Source organism: Methylobacter sp. (assembly GCF_004322395.1).
Taxonomy (GTDB): domain Bacteria; phylum Pseudomonadota; class Gammaproteobacteria; order Methylococcales; family Methylomonadaceae; genus Methylobacter_A.
On record NZ_SCTW01000156.1, the window covers coordinates 17,932 to 41,239 of the forward strand.

General features: G+C 60.0%; 44 protein-coding genes and 1 tRNA gene. 2 read left to right on the forward strand and 43 right to left on the reverse strand.

Features of this window, described 5'->3' with window-relative positions; translation table 11 throughout:
- Positions 1 to 520: 520 nt before the first annotated feature.
- From EPO18_RS20385 to EPO18_RS20575, 39 genes are all read right to left on the reverse strand, one after another.
- Positions 521 to 676 carry a hypothetical protein gene (locus EPO18_RS20385; protein ID WP_292436717.1) on the reverse strand — a complete coding sequence of 52 codons (156 nt, stop codon included), beginning with the start codon at positions 674 to 676 and terminating at the stop codon, positions 521 to 523.
- On the reverse strand, positions 676 to 945 hold the full coding sequence (locus EPO18_RS20390) for a hypothetical protein (protein ID WP_292436720.1): 270 nt from the start codon (positions 943 to 945) through the stop codon (positions 676 to 678). The genes EPO18_RS20385 and EPO18_RS20390 overlap by 1 nt, the downstream gene beginning before the upstream one ends.
- The gene (locus tag EPO18_RS20395) at positions 942 to 1,157 is read right to left on the reverse strand and encodes a hypothetical protein (RefSeq protein ID WP_292436722.1); all 216 of its coding nucleotides are present in this window, start codon (positions 1,155 to 1,157) and stop codon (positions 942 to 944) included. Before EPO18_RS20395 ends, EPO18_RS20390 begins: the two co-directional genes overlap by 4 nt.
- Positions 1,158 to 1,333: 176 nt before the next feature.
- Positions 1,334 to 1,681 (reverse strand): hypothetical protein, encoded by a 348-nt coding sequence (locus tag EPO18_RS20400; RefSeq protein WP_292436724.1) that lies wholly within the window; start codon positions 1,679 to 1,681, stop codon positions 1,334 to 1,336.
- Positions 1,672 to 2,085: a hypothetical protein gene (locus tag EPO18_RS20405; protein ID WP_292436726.1), complete on the reverse strand. Its 414-nt coding sequence runs from the start codon at positions 2,083 to 2,085 to the stop codon at positions 1,672 to 1,674. The genes EPO18_RS20400 and EPO18_RS20405 overlap by 10 nt, the downstream gene beginning before the upstream one ends.
- On the reverse strand, positions 2,076 to 2,282 hold the full coding sequence (locus EPO18_RS20410; protein ID WP_292436728.1) for a hypothetical protein: 207 nt from the start codon (positions 2,280 to 2,282) through the stop codon (positions 2,076 to 2,078). Before EPO18_RS20410 ends, EPO18_RS20405 begins: the two co-directional genes overlap by 10 nt.
- Complete coding sequence (locus tag EPO18_RS20415) at positions 2,279 to 2,518, reverse strand: hypothetical protein (RefSeq protein WP_292436730.1); 240 nt, start codon at positions 2,516 to 2,518, stop codon at positions 2,279 to 2,281. Before EPO18_RS20415 ends, EPO18_RS20410 begins: the two co-directional genes overlap by 4 nt.
- Positions 2,515 to 2,727 (reverse strand): hypothetical protein, encoded by a 213-nt coding sequence (locus EPO18_RS20420; RefSeq protein ID WP_292436732.1) that lies wholly within the window; start codon positions 2,725 to 2,727, stop codon positions 2,515 to 2,517. Before EPO18_RS20420 ends, EPO18_RS20415 begins: the two co-directional genes overlap by 4 nt.
- Positions 2,724 to 3,518 carry a hypothetical protein gene (locus EPO18_RS20425; protein ID WP_292436734.1) on the reverse strand — a complete coding sequence of 265 codons (795 nt, stop codon included), beginning with the start codon at positions 3,516 to 3,518 and terminating at the stop codon, positions 2,724 to 2,726. Before EPO18_RS20425 ends, EPO18_RS20420 begins: the two co-directional genes overlap by 4 nt.
- Positions 3,497 to 3,757, reverse strand: coding sequence for a hypothetical protein (locus tag EPO18_RS20430; protein WP_292436736.1), 261 nt, complete (start codon positions 3,755 to 3,757; stop codon positions 3,497 to 3,499). Before EPO18_RS20430 ends, EPO18_RS20425 begins: the two co-directional genes overlap by 22 nt.
- Entirely contained in the window at positions 3,754 to 3,933 is a 180-nt protein-coding gene (locus tag EPO18_RS20435; RefSeq protein ID WP_292436738.1) for a hypothetical protein, read from the reverse strand. Before EPO18_RS20435 ends, EPO18_RS20430 begins: the two co-directional genes overlap by 4 nt.
- Entirely contained in the window at positions 3,926 to 4,234 is a 309-nt protein-coding gene (locus EPO18_RS20440; protein ID WP_292436740.1) for a hypothetical protein, read from the reverse strand. Before EPO18_RS20440 ends, EPO18_RS20435 begins: the two co-directional genes overlap by 8 nt.
- Positions 4,235 to 4,382: 148 nt before the next feature.
- The gene (locus EPO18_RS20445) at positions 4,383 to 4,631 is read right to left on the reverse strand and encodes a hypothetical protein (RefSeq protein WP_292436741.1); all 249 of its coding nucleotides are present in this window, start codon (positions 4,629 to 4,631) and stop codon (positions 4,383 to 4,385) included.
- The gene (locus EPO18_RS20450) at positions 4,628 to 4,897 is read right to left on the reverse strand and encodes a hypothetical protein (RefSeq protein ID WP_292436743.1); all 270 of its coding nucleotides are present in this window, start codon (positions 4,895 to 4,897) and stop codon (positions 4,628 to 4,630) included. The genes EPO18_RS20445 and EPO18_RS20450 overlap by 4 nt, the downstream gene beginning before the upstream one ends.
- Positions 4,898 to 5,043: 146 nt before the next feature.
- Entirely contained in the window at positions 5,044 to 6,258 is a 1,215-nt protein-coding gene (locus tag EPO18_RS20455; RefSeq protein WP_292436745.1) for a hypothetical protein, read from the reverse strand.
- The gene (locus EPO18_RS20460; protein ID WP_292436746.1) at positions 6,255 to 6,740 is read right to left on the reverse strand and encodes a hypothetical protein; all 486 of its coding nucleotides are present in this window, start codon (positions 6,738 to 6,740) and stop codon (positions 6,255 to 6,257) included. The genes EPO18_RS20455 and EPO18_RS20460 overlap by 4 nt, the downstream gene beginning before the upstream one ends.
- 196 nt (positions 6,741 to 6,936) lie before the next feature.
- Complete coding sequence (locus tag EPO18_RS20465; RefSeq protein ID WP_292436748.1) at positions 6,937 to 7,212, reverse strand: hypothetical protein; 276 nt, start codon at positions 7,210 to 7,212, stop codon at positions 6,937 to 6,939.
- Positions 7,209 to 7,421, reverse strand: a complete 213-nt coding sequence (locus EPO18_RS20470; protein ID WP_292436749.1) for a hypothetical protein — start codon at positions 7,419 to 7,421, stop codon at positions 7,209 to 7,211. The genes EPO18_RS20465 and EPO18_RS20470 overlap by 4 nt, the downstream gene beginning before the upstream one ends.
- Positions 7,406 to 7,765, reverse strand: coding sequence for a hypothetical protein (locus EPO18_RS20475; protein ID WP_292436751.1), 360 nt, complete (start codon positions 7,763 to 7,765; stop codon positions 7,406 to 7,408). Before EPO18_RS20475 ends, EPO18_RS20470 begins: the two co-directional genes overlap by 16 nt.
- 4 nt (positions 7,766 to 7,769) lie before the next feature.
- Positions 7,770 to 8,090, reverse strand: coding sequence for a hypothetical protein (locus EPO18_RS20480; protein ID WP_292436753.1), 321 nt, complete (start codon positions 8,088 to 8,090; stop codon positions 7,770 to 7,772).
- A complete protein-coding gene (locus EPO18_RS20485; RefSeq protein ID WP_292436756.1) occupies positions 8,087 to 8,272 on the reverse strand; it encodes a hypothetical protein in 186 nt (61 codons plus the stop codon). Before EPO18_RS20485 ends, EPO18_RS20480 begins: the two co-directional genes overlap by 4 nt.
- Complete coding sequence (locus tag EPO18_RS20490; protein WP_292436758.1) at positions 8,269 to 8,466, reverse strand: hypothetical protein; 198 nt, start codon at positions 8,464 to 8,466, stop codon at positions 8,269 to 8,271. Before EPO18_RS20490 ends, EPO18_RS20485 begins: the two co-directional genes overlap by 4 nt.
- Entirely contained in the window at positions 8,463 to 8,642 is a 180-nt protein-coding gene (locus tag EPO18_RS20495; protein WP_292436760.1) for a hypothetical protein, read from the reverse strand. The genes EPO18_RS20490 and EPO18_RS20495 overlap by 4 nt, the downstream gene beginning before the upstream one ends.
- A 10-nt stretch (positions 8,643 to 8,652) precedes the next feature.
- Positions 8,653 to 9,021: a hypothetical protein gene (locus EPO18_RS20500; RefSeq protein ID WP_292436762.1), complete on the reverse strand. Its 369-nt coding sequence runs from the start codon at positions 9,019 to 9,021 to the stop codon at positions 8,653 to 8,655.
- Positions 9,014 to 10,753, reverse strand: a complete 1,740-nt coding sequence (locus EPO18_RS20505) for an AAA family ATPase (protein WP_292436764.1) — start codon at positions 10,751 to 10,753, stop codon at positions 9,014 to 9,016. The genes EPO18_RS20500 and EPO18_RS20505 overlap by 8 nt, the downstream gene beginning before the upstream one ends.
- A 326-nt stretch (positions 10,754 to 11,079) precedes the next feature.
- On the reverse strand, positions 11,080 to 11,340 hold the full coding sequence (locus EPO18_RS20510) for a hypothetical protein (RefSeq protein ID WP_292436766.1): 261 nt from the start codon (positions 11,338 to 11,340) through the stop codon (positions 11,080 to 11,082).
- Between the two features lie 69 nt (positions 11,341 to 11,409).
- Entirely contained in the window at positions 11,410 to 11,598 is a 189-nt protein-coding gene (locus EPO18_RS20515; protein WP_292436768.1) for a hypothetical protein, read from the reverse strand.
- Positions 11,595 to 11,864, reverse strand: coding sequence for a hypothetical protein (locus tag EPO18_RS20520; RefSeq protein WP_292436771.1), 270 nt, complete (start codon positions 11,862 to 11,864; stop codon positions 11,595 to 11,597). The genes EPO18_RS20515 and EPO18_RS20520 overlap by 4 nt, the downstream gene beginning before the upstream one ends.
- The gene (locus EPO18_RS20525; RefSeq protein ID WP_292436772.1) at positions 11,861 to 12,130 is read right to left on the reverse strand and encodes a hypothetical protein; all 270 of its coding nucleotides are present in this window, start codon (positions 12,128 to 12,130) and stop codon (positions 11,861 to 11,863) included. The genes EPO18_RS20520 and EPO18_RS20525 overlap by 4 nt, the downstream gene beginning before the upstream one ends.
- 5 nt (positions 12,131 to 12,135) lie before the next feature.
- The gene (locus EPO18_RS20530) at positions 12,136 to 12,345 is read right to left on the reverse strand and encodes a hypothetical protein (protein WP_292436774.1); all 210 of its coding nucleotides are present in this window, start codon (positions 12,343 to 12,345) and stop codon (positions 12,136 to 12,138) included.
- Between the two features lie 72 nt (positions 12,346 to 12,417).
- The gene (locus EPO18_RS20535) at positions 12,418 to 12,627 is read right to left on the reverse strand and encodes a hypothetical protein (protein ID WP_292436776.1); all 210 of its coding nucleotides are present in this window, start codon (positions 12,625 to 12,627) and stop codon (positions 12,418 to 12,420) included.
- 30 nt (positions 12,628 to 12,657) lie between these two features.
- Positions 12,658 to 13,908 (reverse strand): hypothetical protein, encoded by a 1,251-nt coding sequence (locus tag EPO18_RS20540; protein ID WP_292436778.1) that lies wholly within the window; start codon positions 13,906 to 13,908, stop codon positions 12,658 to 12,660.
- Between the two features lie 201 nt (positions 13,909 to 14,109).
- Positions 14,110 to 14,274 carry a hypothetical protein gene (locus tag EPO18_RS20545; protein ID WP_292436780.1) on the reverse strand — a complete coding sequence of 55 codons (165 nt, stop codon included), beginning with the start codon at positions 14,272 to 14,274 and terminating at the stop codon, positions 14,110 to 14,112.
- On the reverse strand, positions 14,274 to 14,729 hold the full coding sequence (locus tag EPO18_RS20550) for a hypothetical protein (protein ID WP_292436782.1): 456 nt from the start codon (positions 14,727 to 14,729) through the stop codon (positions 14,274 to 14,276). The genes EPO18_RS20545 and EPO18_RS20550 overlap by 1 nt, the downstream gene beginning before the upstream one ends.
- Positions 14,729 to 15,316 (reverse strand): hypothetical protein, encoded by a 588-nt coding sequence (locus EPO18_RS20555; protein WP_292436784.1) that lies wholly within the window; start codon positions 15,314 to 15,316, stop codon positions 14,729 to 14,731. Before EPO18_RS20555 ends, EPO18_RS20550 begins: the two co-directional genes overlap by 1 nt.
- Positions 15,317 to 16,951: a hypothetical protein gene (locus EPO18_RS20560; RefSeq protein WP_292436786.1), complete on the reverse strand. Its 1,635-nt coding sequence runs from the start codon at positions 16,949 to 16,951 to the stop codon at positions 15,317 to 15,319.
- A 1-nt stretch (position 16,952) separates the two neighbouring features.
- A complete protein-coding gene (locus EPO18_RS20565; RefSeq protein WP_292436788.1) occupies positions 16,953 to 17,165 on the reverse strand; it encodes a hypothetical protein in 213 nt (70 codons plus the stop codon).
- 2 nt (positions 17,166 to 17,167) lie between these two features.
- A complete protein-coding gene (locus EPO18_RS20570) occupies positions 17,168 to 17,359 on the reverse strand; it encodes a hypothetical protein (RefSeq protein WP_292436789.1) in 192 nt (63 codons plus the stop codon).
- Positions 17,356 to 19,518 carry a hypothetical protein gene (locus tag EPO18_RS20575; RefSeq protein WP_292436791.1) on the reverse strand — a complete coding sequence of 721 codons (2,163 nt, stop codon included), beginning with the start codon at positions 19,516 to 19,518 and terminating at the stop codon, positions 17,356 to 17,358. The genes EPO18_RS20570 and EPO18_RS20575 overlap by 4 nt, the downstream gene beginning before the upstream one ends.
- 112 nt (positions 19,519 to 19,630) lie before the next feature.
- On the opposite strand from EPO18_RS20575, the gene EPO18_RS20580 reads away from it, so the two are divergent.
- Positions 19,631 to 19,705, forward strand: a tRNA-Arg gene (locus EPO18_RS20580).
- 5 nt (positions 19,706 to 19,710) lie between these two features.
- A complete protein-coding gene (locus EPO18_RS20765) occupies positions 19,711 to 19,989 on the forward strand; it encodes a DUF4326 domain-containing protein (protein WP_363331535.1) in 279 nt (92 codons plus the stop codon).
- Here EPO18_RS20765 and EPO18_RS20585 read toward each other — a convergent pair.
- The 4 genes from EPO18_RS20585 to EPO18_RS20600 all read right to left on the reverse strand — a co-directional run bounded on the left by EPO18_RS20585 (position 19,986) and on the right by EPO18_RS20600 (position 23,178).
- Positions 19,986 to 20,213 (reverse strand): hypothetical protein, encoded by a 228-nt coding sequence (locus EPO18_RS20585; protein ID WP_292436793.1) that lies wholly within the window; start codon positions 20,211 to 20,213, stop codon positions 19,986 to 19,988. The two genes, EPO18_RS20765 and EPO18_RS20585, sit on opposite strands and share 4 nt — an antisense overlap.
- A 2-nt stretch (positions 20,214 to 20,215) precedes the next feature.
- Positions 20,216 to 21,985, reverse strand: a complete 1,770-nt coding sequence (locus tag EPO18_RS20590) for a hypothetical protein (RefSeq protein WP_292436795.1) — start codon at positions 21,983 to 21,985, stop codon at positions 20,216 to 20,218.
- A 199-nt stretch (positions 21,986 to 22,184) separates the two neighbouring features.
- The gene (locus EPO18_RS20595; protein WP_292436797.1) at positions 22,185 to 22,973 is read right to left on the reverse strand and encodes a hypothetical protein; all 789 of its coding nucleotides are present in this window, start codon (positions 22,971 to 22,973) and stop codon (positions 22,185 to 22,187) included.
- A 1-nt stretch (position 22,974) separates the two neighbouring features.
- Positions 22,975 to 23,178: a hypothetical protein gene (locus EPO18_RS20600; RefSeq protein ID WP_292436799.1), complete on the reverse strand. Its 204-nt coding sequence runs from the start codon at positions 23,176 to 23,178 to the stop codon at positions 22,975 to 22,977.
- Positions 23,179 to 23,308: the final 130 nt, after the last annotated feature.

Sequence of the window (23,308 nt, forward strand, 5' to 3'; positions counted from 1 at the left end):
CCGAGTCCATGGACCGCCAGCAGTGGTCGCAGAACGGGCCGCCGCACGTGTGCTGAGTCAGCTTGCAGGTCACAGCGTCGTACCTGCGCCACAAGCGCACTTGCATCGGCCCTTGTGGTTGTACCGCTTGACGCAGCGGTGCATCTCGGAGTGGCCATCAGCAGGCCACTGGACGCCGCACTCGTAGGGCAGCTCTGACGTGTCGTCCCTCTTCTTCACTCTGGCCTCTTCGGCTTGGGCTCTTGTCGGCTCTTCCAGTTCGGACCTGTCGAGACGTAGGAGCGGAAGCCGGAGTACATTGCCTCACCGCCTTCGAGGCTGGCTGCTGCTGTCCTGAGAGCTGCGGACACTCGCTGGCCTCGCCGGTAGACGTCGCCGTCGTCGCTGAAGTCGTAGTGCCAGTCGTGCTTGTCCAGCGCGTCCCAGAGAGCTTGGAGCGTCAGAGGTGCCTGCTTGGGGAGGCGGCAGTCTGGGCAGAGACCGCCGTGGCACTCGCAGGTGCTGCCGCAGTAGGTGCACTTCACTTGTCGAGGATCCCCAACTTCTTCTTCGAAGCGTCGATCACGGCGTGAGCCTTCAGCTGGAGCTTCTGCTCCTTCTCCGTCAGGTCGCTCCAGACGTAACCGTCCAGCGTCTTCGATGCGAGCATCGCTTCTGCGAGCGTGAGCTTCTTCATCACTTCCTCCCTGCCACGATGTCGTCGACCAGGCACTCCCACGCCAGCTTGGGCGGCCATGAGAGCTTGTCGTTGAGGACAGCGCTGAGTTGGAGCCAGCGGTCTCTCATGGCCTCAGGGGCTGTGTACATCGCGCTCTCCTTGAGGTCTTCTAGGCCTTCTCTCGCTTCGTGGTTCTTGGGCAGGGCCTTCAAGATCTTGTCGATCACGTCTGGCAGGTGCCTCGGCTTCACGACGCTCTCATCTCCTTCTCCGCTCTTAGTCTTCAAGGTTCGCTCCTGTCGCCCTGCTTTTCGGCCAGCATGGCTCGCCTGATCGCTGCTCTGCCTCTCAGCCTGCGGACGCCGAAGTCGTCACCAGCTGAGGTCCGGATGGGCAGAATGGCGATCGTCTGGTAGCTGGCTGCGTGGCCCTCAGACCAGTCGTAGTCGTTGTACTGGAACCGCTTGATCAGCCAGTCCAGCATCTGCTTGTCAGTCACAGTCAAAACGACCTGAGCAGGTCTCTTGCGAGGCGCGCTCCTACTCAGGCGGGCTCCCTTCCGAGTCACGGGTTTGGCCAGCGGCTTTACGGAGACCCTAGTCGAGGGAGGTGAGGTACGCCCCACACAAGCCTGACTTAGTCTCGTCCTCTCGGGCAGCACGTGTGCCATGCGCGTCATGGCGTGATCTTGTCCTTCAGAGCCGTGGCTGCGATCTCCCTCATCTGCCACTCGGTCTTCTTGCCATCCTCGATTTCGATGAGCGCCTTCTTGTACTTGTCAGCAGGGCTCGTCAGGTCGATCGGTCCGATGAGGTCGTCGTTGGGCGCGTAGAGCTTCGTGCACCAGGCGTAGCTGCAGCGACGGCAGCTGTTCATCAGGTGTTCTGTGTGCTCGCCCTTCGCCGGGCACTTGTAGTAGTACGCGTACAGGTGCTTGCTCTTGGCGTCCATGTAGGAGACTGCCACGTCCTCGCTGCCGCACTTGACGCAGAGAGGCTTCTTCTCGAAAGGCGCTAACCGCATACCATGCACTCCAGTCCGTCTGAAGTATATGCGGTCGGACCTCCGCAGCCACGGCAAGGTGGGCCGGACATGCTCAGCTTCTTGTCGCACGAAGTGCACAGCTCAGCCTCGGTCGGCGTGATCGCCATACGGCCAGTGCCCTCGCAGTAGTGCTCCTTCCAGCGCACCTCATAAGCGCCGTGAGAGTAGGCTGGTGGAGAGATGACGAAGACCTCTTTGCTGACGTGTGCGACCTCGTCGTGGATCTGCTCGACGTTCCACGGGCAGGCGCCGCACTCGAGGAGCAGAGGCTTCTTGGTCTCCTCTTCAGAGATGTTCCAGCGCACGATCTTACCTGTGGCCGTGTCGACGAGGCAGTACTTCGACGACTGCATGCCAGGCTCTCTCTTCAGCTCTAGGGCCACTCGGTCAGCCTCCTCAGGCGCTCCAGCGTCTCTTCCCTCTGCCGCTTGATCAGCGACTGCAGCGTCGGCTTCTCGATCATGATGCTCACCATGTGGCTCTTGTCCTTGCTCGGTCCCACTGCCTGGAAGTGGCGACCGTGGTCAGCGACGATCCAGCCCTCAGGCACGTACTTCGACGTCAGGATCTTGAAGGTCACTTGTCCTTGTCCAGCACCGCGAACTTGACCCGCATCGACCTGTGGCCGTTCATGGTGCCTGCGCCGATGACTTCCTCGACCTCTCTGAAGTGGAACTCGCTCTCGGCCAGCTTCCTCTTGATGAGCGCCGTCAGGTCAGCGGCGTACCCCTTGGTCTCGAACCTGCCTTCCATGCTCGGCAGCTCAGCCTCGTCGACCGTGAGAGTGATCTCGTCGATCACGATGGGGACCTTCACTTGGAACCCCTTAGCATGTCCACGAGAGTGTCGACCTGCAGGTGCAGCCTGTTCCTGACGACTTCGATGTCCGTGTCGACGAACATGTTCGGCTTGATCTCGATCTCGAGGCCCATGTCGTTTAGGTACTTGGTGCCGTTGAGCACGCGCTTGACGGGTCTGGTCAGGATCGCCAGGTGGCAGATGCCAGTGTAGGTCTTCTTACTCATGCAGTAGGTTTAGCCTGCTGTGGAGCCGGTCCCACGGCCTGAGCGACGCAGTCGGCCTCAGGGTTCCGGCAGTCGTTGTGGTAGACGCCTTCCTCTCCGGTCCAGCTCGGTCCCTTGCCGTTCCAGCTGTTGGAGGTCGGGCAGTAGCCCCAGCTGAAGCCTTTCTGGCAGCGGCAGCACTTGCTGAACGCCCAGCGCTTGAAGGACTGGAGCGGATGGACCTGGATCCTCCAGTGCCAAACGTGCCAGCGAGGGTGCTTGTACCAAGGCCTCAGAGCTCTGAGGATCCAGGTGTAGACCATGCCGGCATGCTGAGCGACACGCTCTTCCCTGCTCCTCGACCTGCCGTACTTCTGGACCAGACCCTCGTACATGCTGTCCGTGTTGTTCTCGGCGAAGTAGAGGATCTGGTACAGGTGAGCGTTCATGAACGCGTTGCGCTTGTCCCAGTCGTAGTCGAACATTCGGTGCACGGCCGTGGCGAACATGTTGAGGGCGATGGCGTGCAGGCTGAGCCTCGGGTCGCCGCTGACCGGGTGGAACCAACCGCCGGTCTCCCTGTCCCACTCGAAGTCGAAGTCCTTGACGATGGCTTCCAGGACCTTCTGGTCGGCGTGGCGGCTCCTGATGAACCAGCCGCAGCTGTCATCGCTGCCGTCGGTCTCAGGGTCCTCGTGCCAGATCGTGATGAAGCTGTCGTGGTAGTAGCTCCACTTGCCGTACACGTCCTGGTGCTTGGACCTCCACCAAGGGTACTTGATCTCGTGCGCTACTGTGGAAGGGTCGTGCATGTCGCTTCTCCTCTGTGGGTGAACCTGGTGGCGAGGCTTCCGACGGTGACGCCGAGCAGGAAGACGAGGACCCAGCTGATCACCATGCGCCTCACGAGGAGAGGCTGCCAGACGTGCGCGATCCTCTCCTTGACGTACGTCTGCATCGCGCTCGCCACTCGCTCGTCGCTGACGAAGATGTCGCCTGAGTGGCCGCACTTGGTGCACTCGGCTTTGATCGGGAAGATCTTGGTTGTCATGTTCCACCTATGTGCTTGTACTCGACGACCTCGCTCTTGACGCCTTCGAGGCTGTCGCTGATCTTCGTCACCTGCGCGTTCTTGTATATCTTCTCGCTGCCGTCGTCGGCGAAGACGACGTGCAGGTCGTCTCCCTCCCACCAGATGTCGCTGACCTTCCGCTCAGACTCAATCATGGCCTGCGTACTCGATCCACGCCAGGTCCTTCCTCTCGATGTCGCGGACGATGGTCATCTCACGGCAGCTGAAGCCCCTGATGTGCTTCTCAGGGCAGAGCTCTTCCTCGAGGTAGTCGTTGTCCTTCATCGTCCTGTGGATCGCGTCGTCGCACTCCTCGTGCGCTCGCCAGTCGCTCCAGAGACCTTCCCACTTGCCAGAGACCTTCACGTGCTTGGTGCCGGGCGCGATCCGCTCGACGCAGTGCACGCACCTGTAGGACTTGGTCGCTACTGGCGTCGTCACGGTCATCGGGTTCATTCGCTTCGGTGGTCCTGGCAGAGGTGATCTCGATCGAGCTCCTCTCCTTTAGTAGACACGTACACCCAGACTTCTACGGCCGCCCGGAGCAGCTTGTTCTGGAAGCACACAGAGCACCACGGAGGTTCAGGGATGCCTGTGTCAAACGTCAGAATGGGACTTCCTCGACGTGGTCCTCAGTGATGACCTGCCTGATCAGCTTCGCAGCGATCCTGACGCAGCAGCGGTCCTTGGTGTAGTGCTGGCCGTCGTTGTCGGCAATCACGGCAGCCTCCTCGAGCACCGCAAGCCTGACGTGGCCGAGCCAGCTGTCGATGATGTCGACCCTGTCCTTGTCGTAGCCTGCTGCCTTGATCTGGTCGTATAGCGACTGGGCTGACTCACGTCTCGTGCTCATGAGGTCTTCTCTCCTTCCATGGGTGTCCAGATGGTCTTGTTAGCCCCACCCATGAGCTTGACCATCGGACGCCCCTTCTTGTCGACAGGGCACCCGCATCCAGCGCAGGTCCAGAAGCGGTCGCTGTTCCTGTAGACGACCTCGCCCGTCATGATGTTCCTGGCGTCACCGAACGAAATGATCAGGCCGTGCTTGGTGTGGTCGCACTCTACTATGACGGGCGCTTCCCAGAGGCGCTTGAAGCCCTTCTCTAGGCACTGGGCCATGTACCTTTCGTGGAGGCCGCACCAACAAGGATTGGGCTTGCAGGACGGGTGGAGCTTACCAGGATAGCACAAACGTGGCAGGCAGTCGGGACAGGGACACGCGCAGCCAGCTTCTCCTTCGCAGTCGTAGCTGGAGCAGTGGTCCATCAGCAGGGACCGTTCGTACGCTTCGGGTGCTGATCGCAGTTGCCATCACCGTCGTGGTCACGGGTGCAGCAGTGATCGTGAGGACGTGGGATCCTGCAGTCCTTGCGCCCAGGGCAATGGATGTGGACGGTCTGATCGAAGCACCCAGGCCAGTAGCACCCGCCTGCCAGCTGTGGTGCTGGAGCCTTCTTGATGTAGCCCCCGAAGCCGTGGCAGATGCTGCAAGAGAAGCTCGTGCCGTCCTTCATCTTGTGAGTGTCGAGGTACTCCCAGCCGTGCTGCTCAGGATGCTTGCCACACTGGATCTTCTCCATGCAGCGCCCGTCGTGGTTGGGCAGCCTGTCGCAGTCCCAGTAGTGAGCGCAGGTCTCACCTCTGCTCTCGCCCATCTCAGGACCTGTGTGGCAGTCAGGGCGAGGGCAGTCGTCTGCTCTCTTGACGTGGAGGTGCGGACCGGAGTGGCCGAGCGGTGCGTCGCAGGTGACCGTGTCGAGGTTCAGGTCCTCGCTCGGCGTCTCGAAGCTGGCTCCGCAGACCTTGGACCTGCACTCGCCGGTGTGGTAAGCTTGGAGACCGCACGTGTCAGGGCTGACGTCGCAGGGCCTCAGCGGCGCTTCACGGCCTCCATCAGGGCAGACGCTGCGGAAGCACTTGGCGTGCTCGATCGATGACACAGGGGGAGAAGCCGGCGGCCTCATCGCGCCTGGCCTGATCTGTTCGCGGGGCTGCTCAGCGCGCGCCTTGACGAGGTCCAAGAGGTGTTTGTCCTCGAGCAGCAGACCAGCGTGGGCCCAGATCTCTCGAGCGTTCTCGCGGCCCTGGACAGTGATGGTCTTGATCCAGAGGCAGCTGGCCTCGTGGAGCGAGATGGTAGCGAAGGCTGCGCCAGCTGGGAAGTCAGCTGCTGAAGAGCTGCGAGGCTCAGGCTGCCGAGTTTCTGCAGGCCTGCCAGCTGGGCTCTCAGCAGAGGTCTGCTGGCTGCTGAGATCTGCTGATCGGCGCTCAGCAGCGCTGCGCTGGAGCTTCAGCAGCTGCCTCCTGGAGAAGCCGACAGCTGCTGAGGCGATGAACAGCGGCGAGACCAGCAGGAACAGCAGCGTGCCGGAGAAACCTGCCAGGATCTTCAGGCCTGAATCGGCGTCGTCCCAGAAGGATTCGGGGAGGAAGTCGTGGATCCAGCTGAACGCCGCGTCCAGCAGCTCTCGCTTGGTCACTTGGCCAGCTCCTTGGCGATGAACCTGCCGGCCCTGGCGTAGGGGTATTTAGGCAGCGGTGCTCTCTTCGGCAGCTTGACCAGGACCTTGGCCAACTTCAGGTCGAACTGCTGGAGGGCTGCGGTGATCCTGTGGTGTGGCTCTTTCTTGATGAGAACGGATGCAGGTTGTGCCGCCTTGCTCCGCTTCAGAGCGTACCTGCTGATTCCCTTGAGAGCGCTCGTGGGCCACAGCTTCTCAGGCAGCCTCAGGTAGCAGTCGTACCCAGGCATGATCGGAGAGGCCGTCTCCAGCAGGATCTTCTTGGTCGTGGTGACGTAGAGGCCGTCGTCGTGGACGTACTCGATGTCCTCGCCGAGAGCGTTGAAGACGATCGTGATGCGGCCGTTGGCTGTGCCCCAGACGGCGCCCGGCCAGTAGTACGTGCGGTCTGGTTCTGGTGGCTGGTGCTTGTGCCTCCTGAGCCCGGATATCCTTCTCACTGGAGCCTCCTGAACATGTGCGGGTACGTCTCAGAGCGGTGGAGCTTGCGCTGCTTGACGAGCAGGTTCAGCTTGGGGTAGATCCAGTCGGGCTTGCGCTCCGTGCCGACCAGGATGATGGAGGCTTCCTTCGCAGTGAACCAGCCCCTGCGGGCTCTGCAGAAGCGGGCGACGCGGACTGAGGGTGAGAGGTCGTTCACTGGTAGTCCATGATGGCTTGGAGCTCTTCGCACCGGTTGTCCAGGCACCCGGTGTTGGGCGGTGGTAGAGGCCCTTTGCAGTAGATGATGTGGCCGTCAGGGCCTCGGAGCGCGAACAGGAGCGCCCAGATCTCTGTCCACTTGAAGCGCTTGAGGAGCCAGCTGTCGTAAGCGCAGGCTGCTGTGAAGCCGGAGAGGAAGAGCCAGCCCGGGTGCCCACAGCGGTGGTAGGCGTAGAAGCAGGAGAGAGATGCGAGGATCCAGGTGATCACAGTGTCCTCCAGAGCCGCTTGATCGCGGCCTGGACCTGCTCTTGAGCCAGCGTCTTACCACAGTCGCAGGACTGGCGGTCGGCGAAGGCTGGGCAGTCGGTCTCGTGAGGTTCGCTCCTGATCCAGCGGTAGGCGTGCTGGAGGCCCTGGATGATCTCGTCGGTGGAGCGGCCTTCTTCCTTGAAGCGCGGCATCAGTCCTTTAGGCATGAGAGCGCCTCCCCGGCGTGCTCGCCGGTGCGGGTGAGTATGGCGACGTCCGAGAGCTCCTTGAGCGATCTTGGTGAGCTGATGAGCGCCAGAGCGAAGGCCTCGTACTGCCAGCGGTGCTCGGGCGAGATGCGCCTCTCGTAGCCCCAGTAGTTCACCTCGACGATGACCCCTGGTAGGCGCCTGGCCTGGTACTGGGCGATGCAGTGAGCGCCCAAGTCCTTGTCCAGAGGAGTCGACAGCCGGATGCCCAGCAGCACCCAGTCGTACTTCTTGTCGACGATCTTGAACGTCGGTACGGGTGCCTTGAGGCACGTCATCGTCGGCTGACCTCTCTTCTTCATGACCTCACCTCTTAACAGCTGAGAGTATGTACTTGACTCCCATGACCTGCGGTGCGACGGCCGTCTCCAGGAGCTGGGAGAGGGCGATGAAGCCGAACAGCATGGCGACCACGATCATCACCCAGCCTCCGACGGACCTCATCATCCTGGCCTCTTCGGCGTCCGAGCCGCCGTAGCGGTTCTTGACGAGGCCCCAGCCGAGCCCGCCGAGCGTGAGCCCGAACAGGATGCCTACGACGTCCGAGACGATCTCGGCCCGGACGGCCTGGGCGATGATGCCGGGTGTGGCCTTGATGACTGCGTCTGCGATCTGTTCTGGATTCACTTCGGTACCTCCTTGCAGATGGCCCAGATCCCGAAGCCGCCGTTCGGGTGCACGAAGCAGAGCCCCTGCTTGCCCATCTGCAGGTGGAAGTCGTTGTCCCTCTGCTGGTAGCCCACGATGGTGGCGCAGATGATGAGGAGGCTCAGGATGACCGTGCCCCCGACGATGTGCTCAGTCTTCACTTGACGTCCTCCTTCGTGCAGGGCCTGAGCACCATGTCGGACGTCCAGCTGTTGCCGATGGGCGTGACTACTCGGGTGGTGCACATCCCTGCCTTGGCGACTCCGACCTCACGTAGGTCGCTACTGATGGTGCAGAGCGCGATGGTGGTGCAGATGGCGACGGTCAGGCAGACCAGCATCTTCTCGAAGCTCATTTCGCGACCTCCTTGCACTTCTTCCACAGCAGCTCGCTGGTCTGGGACATGCCGGAGCCGGTGATGACCCGCTCCTGGCAGAGTCCCATCTTCGCCATCTGCACCCGCTCCCTGGACTCGAAGCAGTTGTAGATGGTCGCCCCGGCGATGCCGAGGACTGCGATGATCGTGAGCATGAGCTCCATGTCAGTACCAGTCCCTTCCGTCGTATGACTCCAGGCGCTTGAGCGTCGGGAGGTAGAACGTAGTGCGCTCCAGCTGGACCTCATCGTCCTCCATGCTGGCGAAGCTCTTGTGGATGATCTCGATCCAGATCGTGTGCTCGTCCGTGTTGCAGGCAGAGCCAGCGACCGTGTTGTTCTCTTTTGTCTTCACCTTGTAGACGCAGCCGGCCTTGAGGTACGCCCAAGCCTGGCCGACGTCGCGCTGAGAGTGCGGCGTGTCTCTGTTGGACCACCGCCCGTGAGGGACGATGGCTCTCTCGCAGATGTCGATCAGCTGCTCCCGAGAGTAGTCGATCTTGACCTTCGGTGTCTTCTCCTTCATCTTAGGCATCGGCGTTGGTCCCCTCAGTGGACTTGAACTTCAGGACGTACTCCAGGACGTCGAAGGTGATCGGGGCCTTGCGGGCCTTGCTGATCAGGTTGCTGAGCTTGACGAGGTTCTTGATGTCCCGGCCGGTGGTGTTCGGGTGAGCCTTGGCGAACTTGGTGATCTCCTTCATGTCCACCTTCATGTTGGAGTTCTTGATCATGATGCCCCAGATCTGCAGCTGCTGCTCGAGCGTGGGGACTTTGTACTCGATGCGGGCGGTGCAGCGAGAGGCGATGGCGTCGTCGATGAGGACGGACCGGTTGGTGGTCAGGAAGAGGACGCCTCTGTAGTACTCGAGGGTTCGGAGGAAGACTCCGACGATGGCGTTCTGCTTCAGGTCAGAGCCTCTGGCGTGGATGAAGACGTCCGCCTCGTCGATGAGCAGGATAGCTCCCCAGCGAGTAGATCTCTGCAGGACCTGCTTGAGGTGCTTCTCGAGCTGGACAGCCTCGGTGCCGAGCTGGCTGGACTGGACGTTGTAGAGCGGCCTCTTCATGACCTCAGCGTAGACCTCTGCGGTGAGGGTCTTGCCGGTGCCGGGGACTCCGGCGCAGAGGACGATGGAGCCTCCAGACTTGCCGGTGATGATGTCCTTGAAGTTGCTGTTGGCGTGCTCGATGAGGATCTCGACGAGCTCCTTGTTCTCCTCGGGCAGGACGAGCTGGCTGTGCTTAGTCTCGTCGTACTGGTACTCCTGGACGTTGGCGACGTGGACGAGGCAGTGGTCGTGGGTGCTCATGTTGAACACCAGCAGGTAGGGGTGGACCGGAGTGGGGATCGTGCCCTCGTCGATCTCCTCGTCGTCGATCTCCTCGTTGTCCTTGTTCCAGACCTCGTCGTCGGCCAGGATCTGCTTCTTGGTCATCTTCCAGAACGTGATGTCGGTGGTCGTCTCGTCCGGGTCGACGGACTGCTTCTTCGAGCGGCGCTGGTTCTCGTCGGCGTCCTGGGTGTCGACCCTGTCGTCGATCACGAGGCGGGTCTTGATGCCGTCGGTGATGAGGCTGTCGAGGCGACGGCGGTGGGAGAAGGAAGCGGCGATCGAGTAGTCAGTGTTGTGGAGAGGGCGGGCGAAGCCGTCGCCGACGAGCTGCGTGCCGGTCTTGTCGATCAGCTCGTTGTACTTGGCGAGCTGAGCAGCGTACTTCTTGTTCAGCTCCTTCGTGGCCACCGTGAGGTCGAACTGCTCGAGGATCTCCTTAGCGTTCTTCCCTCCCTTGATGTTCTTGCGGTAGACCTGGATGCTCTCGTTGACCTTCTCACCGTCGAGGAAGGACTGGACGTCGAGCCTGACATGGGCGGGTTCTCTGTTCTGGCCTCGGCCCTGCTTCTTGTAGTACATCACCTTGGTGACGATGTACGGGAGGGAGATGTCGGAACCCTCGTCGACCTTCTTGTACAGCATCAGGCCGGGAGCTCTCTTGATGTACTCCTTGAGGATTCCCTCAGCTTGCTCGACGTTCTGGGGGATGGCCTTGAGCGGATCCTTGCGAGCTTCGTCCCAGGTCTTGATAGCGGACAGAGCTCTCTTCGAGACGCCCGGAGTCTTTGAGATGCGGACGATGTCCTTCTCCTCGAGCATCTCGAGGTCGACCCTGATCTTGTCGGCCTTGTAGATGTTGCGCTTGGCCTCGGCGATGGCCTTGATGTCGGAGAGCTTGTCGTAGACTTCGGGTTCGAGTGTGATGTTCACCTGGTGCTACCTCCTTGTTTGAGAGCTACCTGATGAATATGACCGGCGCAGCGGAAACCGGCGGTCACTGAGCCGGAGCAGCGACGCTGTTGTGGTAGGTCCGCTGAGGAGGGACGATGAACTGGACTCCTACGAAGTGGCACTCAGAGCACTCGCCCCAGGTCGACTCGAGTGGCATGCTCCTGAGCTTCCTCTTGCAGCACTTCTCGCACATGTACACAGGCTTGTTCCTGACTCTCACATCCATGTCTCGTCCTCCCTTGCCTGTTGATTATGCCCTCACGCTAAGAAGCCTCGGCTGTGAGAGCCCGAGGCTTCTGGGTTGATCAGGAGAATTTCTCGGCGAGAGCTACCTGGTTCCATTGAGCCTTCTTCCGGAGGAGGTCGTTGGCCTTGGTCATCCGGGTGATGAGGCCTTCGGAGGAGTCGTCGATGATGTTGACCAGGGCGTCGATGTCCTTGGTGTTGAGGAAGAAGCGGTAGTTGTCTTTGCGGAGGAAGACGTAGTTGGTCTTGTCCTGGATCCTCTTCTTGCCTTCGAGTCTGATGGTGAGAGCCTGGAGGAGCTTCTGGATCTTCTGGTTCATCGGTATCTCCTTGAGGTAGTGAAGTGTGCTACCTTAAGAATAGCCGGTTCTGCCGGAAAACCGGCGGTCCTATTTTGGTATGAGAACCTTCTTGATCATGGCTTCATGCCCGACGGTGATCGTAGCATGCCCTCCGAGACCGGTGGGGACGCTTCCCTCGACCAGCTTGCCTTCCTTTATAGTGGCCAGCTCGATGTCCGTGAGGGCGATCTGTAGCTCGATCTTCTGCTGCCCGACGACGTTGTATGTGGCTCTCACCTTTGGATCTCCAGTAAGTACCGGCTGTTCTGAGTGCCGATCTCGTACGTCTTGTCCAGCTCCTTGTTGACCACGAACTTGACCGGGCTGGTCTCGACGAGGCGGATGGCTCCAGCTTTCTTCGCCTCAGGATCGAGAGCTTCGCCGGTCATGACAAGCGGCTTCTCCAGCTCGATCGGGAGCTGGACGTCACCAACGAAGAAGCCCTCGCGGATTCGACACGGATTCTTGCTGTCGAGGAACGTCAGCTTGGCCTTGACGATCACGGCAGCAGTTTGGGCAGAGGGAGCTGGTCGGCGGCAGGGGCGTACTTGTTCGGCTCGGGGTCGAGCACGTCCTTGGCGATCTCCTGGAGCTTGGCCTTGTCTGTCCTCTTCGCTTCCATCGAGGCGATGTGTCCTCTGACCGTTTTGTCGCTCATCGGCTTGTGCAGCCTGACGAGCGAGAGCTTACCGGTCTTGGGGTTCTTGACGGGGACGATCTTCCTCGGGTTGTGGCCGAACGTCGCCAGGTCCGAGAACATCTCGGTCATGCTTCTCACGCTTCCTCCTCACCTTCGCCTTCAGCACTCGGGCCCTCCTGCGGTGGAGGGCCTTCTACGATGATGTTTATGACTACTGCCTTGATCCTCGACGGATGCACGCCGACGTGTTCCATCAGCGTCTCACCGAGACCCATCTCCACGTTCGGGAACAAGACTTCTGCGCCTTCGTACGTGATGTAGAGGTTCGCCTTGGCTCGGTCCATCAGAAGATCCTCACGAGCAAGCGCACGAGCAGCTTCACGAGAGCGGCCACCAGACCTGTCCTGCCGTGCAGGTCACCTCTTGGTACCACCTGTCAGCGGCAGGTCGTCCTGCCTCTCCAGCGAGACTCTGCCGAGCGCGACCAGAGAGTCCTCTTGAGCTGGTGTGAGACCGAACTGGAAAGTCACCTGAGCGAGCGTGAGCCCCTGTTCGATGAAGCGCCCGCCGGATGCCACGAGGTAAGAGCCGTCTCTTTCCCTGATGACGTCGATCTTAGCGCTCATCTCTGCTCTCTCCTAGCAGATGCATGAATCCTACCGGCCGAGAGACCTGAGCAGGTAGTAGCCCAGGAGGAAGTCCATCCTGTTGATCTTGACGTCTTCTGCTCCCTTGACGTCGTACGGGCAGCGCTGCCAGATCACGTCCTGTGGTGGCCGAGTCCAGACTGGCACTGGCTGCTTGGCCTGGATCTTGCCCTGCCAAGAGACCTTAGGTACGTCTGCGTCTGCTGACATCGGCTTGGCGCCGACAGGGAACTCTGCGAGAACCTGGATCGCCTTCTCGATCCTGCCCTGCGAGACGTCGATGCCGAGAGATAGCGTGGAGAGGAGCAGGAAGGAGTTGCCCTTGTCCGCGTGCTTCTCGACCAGCACCTGCAGGCCCTTGATCGCGCTGCTGCGCCCGAAGTCGCCGTCCTTAGTGCCGATGACGAAGGCCAGGTTGGACAGCATGGCGAGGTGGTCGTTGAACCATGCCTGCATCCAGAGGAAGTGCGTCTCCGTCCTCTCGAACTCGAAGCCGTAGTCCTTAGCGATCTTCTTCCACTGCTCGCAGCCGCAGAGCAGGCTCGGCAGCGTAGCCGCCAGGATCCTGACTGGGGCCTGGATGAGCTTCGGCTCGCAGTCGCCGTACTTGGTCATGCTGCCGTCCCTGTTGGTGAGCTTGCAGCCGGCGTCCCTGAACTCTGCGCAGAAGTTCGAGAGGTTCTCGAAGCAGTCGATGCTCTCCTTGTCCTTACTCAGTCGGAGGACGACTGCGATCCCGTACATGAGACCGACGAAGCTGTCGAGCGAGGCGTCCTCTCTGTAGACCATCTCGCCGAAGTACGGGTGCATGTTGCGGAAGTACTTGTCGGCCTTAGTCGCATCAATGTGGAAGAGGTCGCCTTCCAGAGAGGCGGGCATAGCCCCCCTGCAGACGATGTTGTAGTCCCTGTTGATGTACATGCTCAGGGCCTTCGCAGCCGCTCTCATCGTGGCCAGTGAGGAATCTGTCTGCAAGACCTTGTGGCGGTAGACCGTCATCGCCGTGTAGATGCCCTGCCAGATGCACGCGTCTCCCATGTCGGTCTGCTTGAGCTGGACGTAGAAGCCGTCCCTGACGAAGCCCTCGAGCTCCTGCTCAGCTGACATGGCGATGGTGTCGAGGCGCTCCCTGACGTTGGTGAACAAGACAGACGGGTCAGGTGAGATCGGGCGCGTGAACTTCTCCCATGGAGAACCGTTCTCGTTCACCTTGTCGATAGCTGAGAGCAGCAGCGCCTTGAGAGCTGAGAGTCCTTTCATCTGTTCACCTCGATTGGTAGGTCTTTCATGTCACGTGGCCCGAGCACTACCTTGCCGATCCTCTTGTAGACCGGCTCGTGCCAGATGCAGATGGGTATCCCGTCGACGATCTTAACCATCGCTGGGCCGCTCTTCGTACACGGGTGCGTCCGTGTGTAGCAGCCCTCCTTAGCCCAAGCACGACACTTCTTCATGTAAAGACTATGAGGGCTGGACGTCTTTCTCGAAGCGCTTTTTGGTCACCGGTTGCTCGCCTTTACGCTTCGCGTCCATCGCCGCTACAGCATCTTCCTTACGTAAGGCGTCAGGAACCTTGGCGGGCTCGAGGTTGAACACGTGCAGCTGCTTCCCTTTCGGCCTGGGCATCATCTCCTCCTGAGGTAGTAGCGACCTTTGAGGACTGGGCTCTGCTGGCCGAACGAGACGTACCTGATGCGCAGGTAGAGACCGATCATGATGTAGGCCCCGTCCTCCATCCTCATGTCGAAGCGGTATCCGTCGACAACTGGTTCACTCTCGACGTACCTGTCGAGCACGACTCCAACGCCGAAACCGAGGACGTTGTCGATGTCGACGACTTCGAACTCGATGTAGTCGTCTACGTGGCTCCCGCTCACGTGGTATGAGCCGCCCCAGATCCAGACGTCCTTGTCGAACTTCTGGTTGAACTCGCTCGTGGCCCCAGCGACAGGAGAGTGCTTCCATCCCTTCAGCCAAGCGTTCTTGTCGTACTTCCTGAAGTCTGTCGTCTGGACAGGCTCACCTGACTGAGTGATGACCTGCTGTGTCGCGATGTCGTAGACCTTCAGCTTAGCTCCCATCAGCCCCCCAGCGCGTACCCTCTAGTCTTGATCGTCGTCTGGAGACCGTTGATCGCCGCTCTAGCTAAGACTCTGATCTTCTCGAAAGGCCTGTCTTCTGTCAGGTCGACTCCCTGGCCAGCGCCGACGCCCTGGTTGGAGACGATGGTGATCACGTTCTGATTCGAGTCCGGATCGGCGAAGATCCCGACGACAGTGATCTGAGCAGCGTTCGAGCCGACGTTCTCGAGGTAGAACTGCTTGGTCTTGAACCTCGAGCAGGGGAAGTCGCCCTTGATAGGTCTCGCGTTGCCGTACGCGTTCACAGTCGTGTACGTGTCGAGCTCGTAGATGACGTCAGCCGAAGCTGTGAGGATCTTCCCGGGCTTGTTCGCCTTAGGTTTGTAGTTGTTCTCGAAGTCAGAGAGCCCTTCGTCGCCCGGGTCCTGACCAGCAGCTTTCCTGAGATTGATCGCCCTGATGATCCCACTCGAATCAGACCAGACGTCGTACGTCCTCCCGTCCTCAGTGTACTGGACACCGAGGCCTGTAGCGTCGATGTAAGCTTTGAACTCTGCCCAGGTCTTCAGATTGATGAAGCTCTCCACTTAGACCTCCGCCCAGTCAGCCATGACTCCGATGACCGTGTTGTTGGCGTCCATCTGTGCTGTGATGAGGATGTCGTTGCCGGGTTCCAGGATCGGTGCCAAGTCGAAGTCGATGTGGTCGATGAAAGCGTTCGTACCCCTGCCGACGAAGATGTGGCCGAACTTCGTGCCGTTCACTGAGATAGTCGGTAACGTGAAGGACTGCATGATTGAGACAGGCGGCGAAGCAGTGATCCTGTAAGATGTGATCGGAGAAGCCGTACCAACTGCTGTGACAGTCGGTCTCGCGTAGATCCTGATGACTCCGCTAACCGTACCAGTGTTCGCGACGATTGGTCTGAGGTCGTTGAGCCTGATGTTCTTGCCAGACCCAGCTGGGTTCCGGATGAGCATGTAAGGAGTTTCTACGTTGGCTGTCGGGATGTTGACTTCACCGTTCGTGAAGAACATCTGATTGGCCTCAGCGAGCCTAGCCTCGACGTTAGTGGCCGCGACCAAAATCTGGTCGTGCCCAAGTATCGACTCAGCGTGCATCTGGACGTACGTCCCATCAGACTTATGTCCGAGGATCGTCGCTTGGACGAGCTGAGCAAAGTTTTCCTGCGTGACTGTCTGCTTGATCGGCTTCGTGATGAGCCCGTTCCCACTCAGGTGGTAGACGACACCGAGCCTGAAAGAGACTTGTGGGGCCGCTCCGTTTGTGTAGACGACTCTGAAGAACCTCGCCCTCGGTGTGATCGCGAAGGCCCTGCCAACGCCAGCAAGCACGCTGGTCATCTCGGTCCTGTCGACATCGACACCGTTGTGAGACCACTGAAATGAAAGACCGTCGGTCGCAGAAGCGACGTCGGAGATGACAGAGAGCGTCAAGAATGCGTAGTCCTTGACCTCCTCGAAGGCGCCTGTGAAAACAGCCGCGGCAGCGAGTAGTGCTGTAGAAGAATTGCCGGTAGAGACGACACCAGGCTTCGTTATCGGGATTGCGCTCTGATCGCTGGGCAAGACAACAGGCGTCGAGGCCACCATCGCCTTCTGACCAAGCGTGTTGATCCTGCCTGTGAAGGTCGAGTCTGCCAGCAGCAGGTCAGCTCTCGTCTTCAGAGCGGCGAGAGTCGACTCAGTCGCGAGCAGATCAGCTCTGGCTTTGAGAGCAGCCAGAGTCACCTCTGACGCTCTCGTGTTGAGCGACACGTCCAGGTTGTCCGTCTTGATCTGGATCAGAAGTAGAGTCGCCTCTGTCGCCAAGAGGTCAGCTCTAGCCTTGAGCGCGGCCAGTGTCGACTCAGTGGCCAGGAGGTCTGCCCTAGCCTTCAGAGCTGCGAGCGTTGCCTCCGTCGCTGCACCCGCTGGCAGCGGTAGCTCGTTCGCAGTGATGAGGACAGCGTACTCTCCGCCTGACTGCTTGACCTTGGTACGGACGTTCGTGTCGCCGTCCTTGATCTCGACGGCACCGATCTGGATGTCTGAGACTGTCAGGTCAGCTGCGATGTAGAGCGTGTAGGTGCCGTCGCCGTTGTCGATGACCCTGAGGGGCTTCATGTTGCCCAGCAGGTCTGTGCCGATCAGCGGCGGCGCTGGGACGAGGTTAGCGTCCTGCGGGCAGTGCTGCTTCTTGAATTCGTCTTCGAAGCTCAAGTCAGCGCCTCACTCTCGTCCACTTGCTGTTGACAGCGATCGACGTCGCCACGTCGTCCTGCTTGGGGAAGACCTCGTGGCTGCCGGTCTCCACAGCGTCCTCCTTCACGTCGCGGTGCCTCACAGAAGGAGACTGCGTGCGGCGTGGCTTGCTGCGGACCTCTTCCTGAGAGCTGGCAGGAGAGTCACCACCGAGCGTGCTGTCTGTGTCCACTGTCAGGCCTCCAGCTCAGCGAGCGCCTTCTGGACAGCTTGCCTGACCCTCCTGGCCCTCTCCTTCTCAGCCTCGCTCTTGGACTTCATGAGCGTCTGAGTGAGGATGCGGTCAGCACCAGCGAGCCTGGCCTTGACGACTTTGAGGCCGAAGCCTGACGCTGCTGCGAAGGCGACGTTGTCCTTGTAGCTCACTCTGCCTCGCCGCCGGCTGCGAGAGCGTCGTCGAGCTCAGCGTCCACATCCTTGAGCTCGGACAAATAGACCTCCATCCAGGACAGAGCGGGTTTGGCGACAGACATGGCGAAGTCTTTGATCTTGGCCCAGAACTTCTTGACCTCTCCAGCGAACTTCTTCGCCGTGCTCTCGTCGGACGCGTAGCGGTAGGAGCCCTTCCTGTCTCCAGCGAGCTCCTCAGTCTTCTCTTCGATCTCCTCTCTGACCTCAGGGACGCCGGGGCCCTCTTTGGGGATGCTGGCGCTGAAGGACTCTGCGACTTCGGAGATCACGTAGAGCTGCTTGTGGAGCTTGTCGAACTGCTTCTCGCTGCCCTTCTTGATGATCTTCTGGATGTCCTTCATGACGGTCTCGAGCTGCTCTGCGTTCGCAGCCGTGACTCTCTCGTGCGCGTTGCGCAGCTTGAACTCGATGCCGCCGACGATCTTCTCCTGCTCGTCCAGAGTGTTGAGCAGGGCCTTGACCTTGTCCTCGACGAGAGCGGCCTTGTCCTGCAGGCCTGCGAGGCCGAGAGCTTCCTTGAGCTCAGCCTCGTAGTTGCGGAGCTCTCTCCTGATCGCCTCCTTGGCGATGAGGGACTGGCTGACGATGGCTGCTGCTGTCCTGAGCTCGCCTTCGATCTTGGCCTTCTTCTCGGGGGAGAGAGACTTGGCAGCCTTCTCCCTCTTCTTGCCAGCCTCGTCCTTGGCCTCGACCCTGTGGGAGTAGACTGACTCGTGAGGACCTGCGCTCGGCATCTGGTTCGTGTCGATCATCGGCTGTGCCCCGAGGGGGTCCATGATGGCCGAGGTGCCCTGCTCAGACGGTTCTGCCTTCCAGCCGCAGCCGGGGCAGCCAGTGTCGGACTCGTCTGTCGTGAAGTCGTACGGTGCTGCGACGTCGATCGACTTGTGGAAGCCGCAGCTCGGGCAGGTCTCCGAGTCGTCGTGCGGCTGGATGTCGCCGACGCCCATCTCCCAGGTCATGTCGGCGAGCACTGCGAAGCTGCCGGCGGCGTTGGCGTGCTCCATCATGCAGGCTGCGGCTTCGTAATCCAGCCTCTTGCTCAGCCTGACGAGGTACTCAGCGGCCTCGACGACCGTGGCTGCGTAGATGGGGCAGCGGAGCTTGGCGGACTCGATCTTCCACTCGTGCTCTTTGTCCTTTGAGACCCTGAGCCAGGACTTGACGATCTTGGCCTTAGGTGCTTCGTCGTCGGCCTTCTCGAGCTCCTTGCCGTCGGTCGTCTTGTAGTCCGGCTTCTCAGTGTTGTCGGCGCCGGCCTCGAGGTCTGTGATCTGGTACTCGAAGGTGAGTGGAGCTTCGGACCTGAGCTTCTCTGCCTCAGCTTCTGCGTCCTCCTTCGTTGCGAACTCCTTCTTGTCGACGTAGGACTTGGTCTCTGGATCGAGGACGTCGAGCCTCCAACGCTTGTTGGCTGAGGCTCTCTTCTGTTCGGAGAAGTCGAAGTCCCACTCGTTCATGCCCGAGTCCCAGCGGACCTTGTGCTGGCGGCCGCAGCCGGGGCAGGTCAGCATCGTCGGCTCGCCGGTCTTTGCTTCTTCTGTGAGGCCGAACTCCTTCTCCTGGGCCGAGAGGTCGCATCCGGGGCAGATGAGCTCTGTGTCGAACCAGCGCTGGTTACCGCCCTCCTGGCAGGCCTCGCACAGCTTGGGAGTCTTGCCGGCGACCATGTCCGGGGTCATGAGGCCGACCCTCTCTCTGTCGTGGCACTTGGAGCACTCGAAGGACTCGATCTCTTCGTCGTCGCCCTGATCAGATGCTTCTGCGTAGATCTTCTTGACCTCGGCCATGCCGAGCTCAGCCGGAGCTTTCCAGGCCTTCTTGACGAACTTGGCCTGCTCTTCCAGGTCAGCTGCGAGGGATCTGACGCCCTCCAGCTCAGTGCTGACCTCTTCCCTCTCGATCGAGTCCTCTGGATGTGACTCGAGCTCGGCCTCGAGCGCTGCGATGCGCTCTGTGTAGACGCCCTCGAGCTTCGCGTACGTGCTGCAGAAGCGGCTGAGAGCCTTGACCTGGCCTGAGACGTCGACGCCGCGTTCAGTCAGCGACGAGACCACCGTGAAAGCGTTCTCGAGCGCTGCCCTCGCTTCGATCGACTTGGAGAAGTAAGTCATCCCTGTGTCCCCCTTGAGACGCGTGTGAGCAGAGCTCTCGGCCCTGTCTCAGAACGATTAATCCTGACGACCGGCCGACAGGAACCCAGATTTGGACGCTATTAATGAAGACGCCCTCGTCGTCTAACGGATAAGGCTCCGGTTTCCTAAACCGAAAATAGAGGTTCGATTCCTCTCGAGGGCACCACTTTCATGACACAGGTCGTCAACATCAAGTTCGGCAAGGACTACGACGTGCTCATCACACGTCCAGGGCCGTGGGGCAATCCTTGGAGCCACCTGCCATGGTGGCCACCACACATGCGAACGAAGACACGGCGTGATAGTATCGAGAAATTTAGAAGATACTTGCTCTCCAATCCAGACCTGATCGAGAAAGGTAGAAGATATTTGAAGGGCAAGGTGCTTGGTTGTGTCTGCCGACCAGAGGAATGCCACGGAGACGTCTGGGCCGAAGTGCTTGACGCCTAACGTTTCCGCTTCTGCAGCTCCGTGTTCAGGTCGTTGCAGAGATCGATCTGGACGTGCATGAGGTTGTTCTGCATCCTGAGCCGCATGAGCTCTCCGTAGGCGAACTCGCACTTCGGTACCATGTCCATGCACATCGGCACGATCGTCCTGCATTCCCTGATCTCAGCTGTGCTCGCACACGCGAACATCCTCGTGCAGAGCAGGAGCGGCAGTAGCCTCTTCATGTTCACCTCCGGAAGCTGAAACCGTCTGCATTGTCGGCAGAGAAGCCGGCTCCGCCCTCGATCACTTCGCCGTCGCCACCCATGTCGATGTTGGACTCAACCATCTCACCTTCGTCAGGGCTCGAGACCTTCTTCTTGTCGCCATCAGACAGAATCTTGATGGCTGCGAACGTAGTCACAGAGTAGTCGTTGTGCTCACCTGGTGGGTGATCAGAGCCGTCCTCCTTCGTGCGCCTGAGCCTCTTGAGCTCTAGGATCTGAGCCGGATCGTCGATGAGGTGTACGTTGCCAGAGTAGAGCCTGACCCTCGCGTCGCGGTGGTCCTGAGGAGTGAGCCTGTGCGTGAGCGTCTTGAAGCCCTTCTTCTCTAGGCTCTGCAGCATCTGAGGGCTGTTCCACTGGTCTGCCGTGACGATGTCGATCGGCAGCTTGTAGTGGACGCTCAGTGCTGTGATGAAGGCCTCGATGTCGTTGATGTCGACGATGAGGTTCTTGTCTTTGCTGGGGATCCACCTCGTGACGAAGTCCTGGTACAAGTGGTCCTGGAATCCACCGTCCGGCAAGTACAACCTCTCCTTGTGCCAGATCGCCAGAGCGGCTGGGTCACCGCTCAAGCCGAGGTCTGCGATGACTGCGTACCTGTTCTGTGTCACACCGAAGTTGGCGGACATGATCCTCTTGCAGACGTACTTGCCATCCCTGACCCAGTCGTCGCTCTTGATGATCGGCGTCACACCACCGACGCACGAGTCGAGCCGCTCCGGCTCTGTGAAGAACGGGTCGTCGGACTCACCCGGCACGCAGCAGTACATACGCAGCATCGTCTCCGGATCCTTCTCGAAAGACTTGAGGTACTCGAGCGGGATGCGGATGTTGCGGTACTCTGCCCACTTGCCTGAGAAGCAGCGCTCAGGCTTGACCTCCCAGGTCATCGCGATGTCGGTGTACACGTCGAGGTCAGCCTCGTACTGCTCCCTGTACCTCTCGATCGCGTCACCCTTGTAACGAGGGAAGCTGATCAGGAAGCCCTTGAACTTGCTGCCGAAGCGTGACTCAGAAGAGGTCTTGAGCGTCTCGAAGATCTTGTCAGCGTTGTGCGTCTTGTTCTTGTCCTGGAAGGCTGCGAACTCGTCGCAGACCCACAGGAGTGGGTTCAGACCTTCGAAGCTCTCCTGCTGGCTGTGCATCGAGAAGGCTCTGATGCCCTTCGGGAAGAAGACGCTGTTCTGGTTGATCGTGACCCAGTCGCCCCAGATGTAGTCGTCGGAAGGGCCTGAGTACTTGCCGCTGACCTTGAACTTGTAAGTCTTCTTCAGCCAGCGCCAGTTCAGGACTGCCGTCTTGAGCTTGTCGAAGAAGACCCTGTTCGCCTGCCCTGCGGACCAGGCGATGTTGACGCAGTCGATCTTGTCGGTCGCGCTGATGCCAGGGAAGAGCGACTGTGGGTTCTTGAGGCACATGAGGACGTACTCGACGTAGAGCACCATGTGCACGCTGACCGTGTCCTTGCCAGAGCCCTTGCCCCACTCGAGGACTGCGAGCCAGTGGTCGCTGTCGAAGATCTTCTTGGGGTCCTCGCCGAGCATGAAGTCAGGCACAGCGTACTGGCGAGCGCTGTACTCAGGGAAAGCCATGTGGTCTGACGACGTGAGGAACTCTCTGAACGTTACCGGCTCGTGCTCCCAGACCTCGACTGGCGCTCCGCTCGACTCCTTGGTTGCCTGCACCGCTTCCGAGTCCAGCATCCTCTCGAGGTCTTGGAAGTCGCTCACTTGATCTTCCTGAACTTCACCTTCACGCTCGAGCTCCTGTGCAGCGGTATCTCGAGGTCCTGCCCCTCCTCGATCCTGCAGCACTCGAGGAAGTACTCAGCGCCCCTCTTGACGACCTTGCCGCGCTTCTGGTACTTGGTGCCCGTCTCGACGTCAGTGAAGACGGCGATGACCTTCTTGCCGAGCAGCGCAGCTGTCTTCAGATCGCGTCCTCCTCACCGACGCTGATCTCAGAGTCAGACATCTCAGTGAGCGCCTTGATCATCTCTGTCTTGAACTCTTTGATCGCCAGCTCCTTCTTCTCTGTCGGGATGTGCACGACGAGCTTCTCCATGGCCGACTTGGAGACGGTGATCGCTGTGCGCTCGATCAGCTTCTTGATCTCGTACTTCGTGATCCAGCCCTCGACGTACTTGTAGTTCTCGTGCACGGACTGGTAGTACCTCTGCAGCACTCCTTCGAGGTCAGCTCTGATGCCGAACTTAGAGATGTTCTCGCGGAGCAGGGCGTCGAGGTACTTGAGAGAGCCTTGGACTCTCTTGCCAGACTCCTTCAGGATCTTGATGTCGTCCTGGCTCATGATCTGCTCGACCTCAGCAGACAGCTTCTGGATCTCGAGCACGATCACCTTCGCCAGGCTCTCCCTCTCCTGGGCAGCCTTGACGATCTTGATGCGTGACGAGATCTCCTTCAACAGCTTACCGCGGCGAGTGATGACTGAGAGGACCTTGCCGAGCTGGCGGTCCTTGGTCTCCTTCTCCAGCTCGTCGATGATCTCCATCGCCTTCGCTTGCACGAGGTGGCTCTCGTTAGGGTTGCCACGGACCTCCTGCAGGAAGAGCGTGACGACCTTCTTGGACACGGTCCACTTCTTGTCGTCGCGGAACCACTTGTAGAGCATGTCGCGCGAGCAGCCGTCCTGCACCTTCTTGACGGCCTCGGCGTAGTACGGTGAAGAGGTGACCCTCTTCGTCGTGGTCATCGACATGTCAGCGCACCAGCCACTTGAGCCAACCGGGCGCGGTCTCCCACTTCGTGAGAGCCTGCTGGTAACCGTAGTAGAACGCCAGTACGACTGTCACCAGCAGACCTGCTGCCAGGAACAGCTTGGCGAACGAGAAGAGCCACATGCTGAACACGTCGACTACGGCGTCGAAGTCCTCAGCTGCCTTTTTGAACTTCACCTTGTCCATCTTTCTTCACCTCCTTCGGCTCCAGCGATGCGAGCTGAGCCGAGAAGATGTGGTCGATGGAGGGCTCTTCGACCTTCTTGACCTCCGCCTTCTTCTTCATTTGGTTCTCCCCTTCTTGTCGAGAGTATTG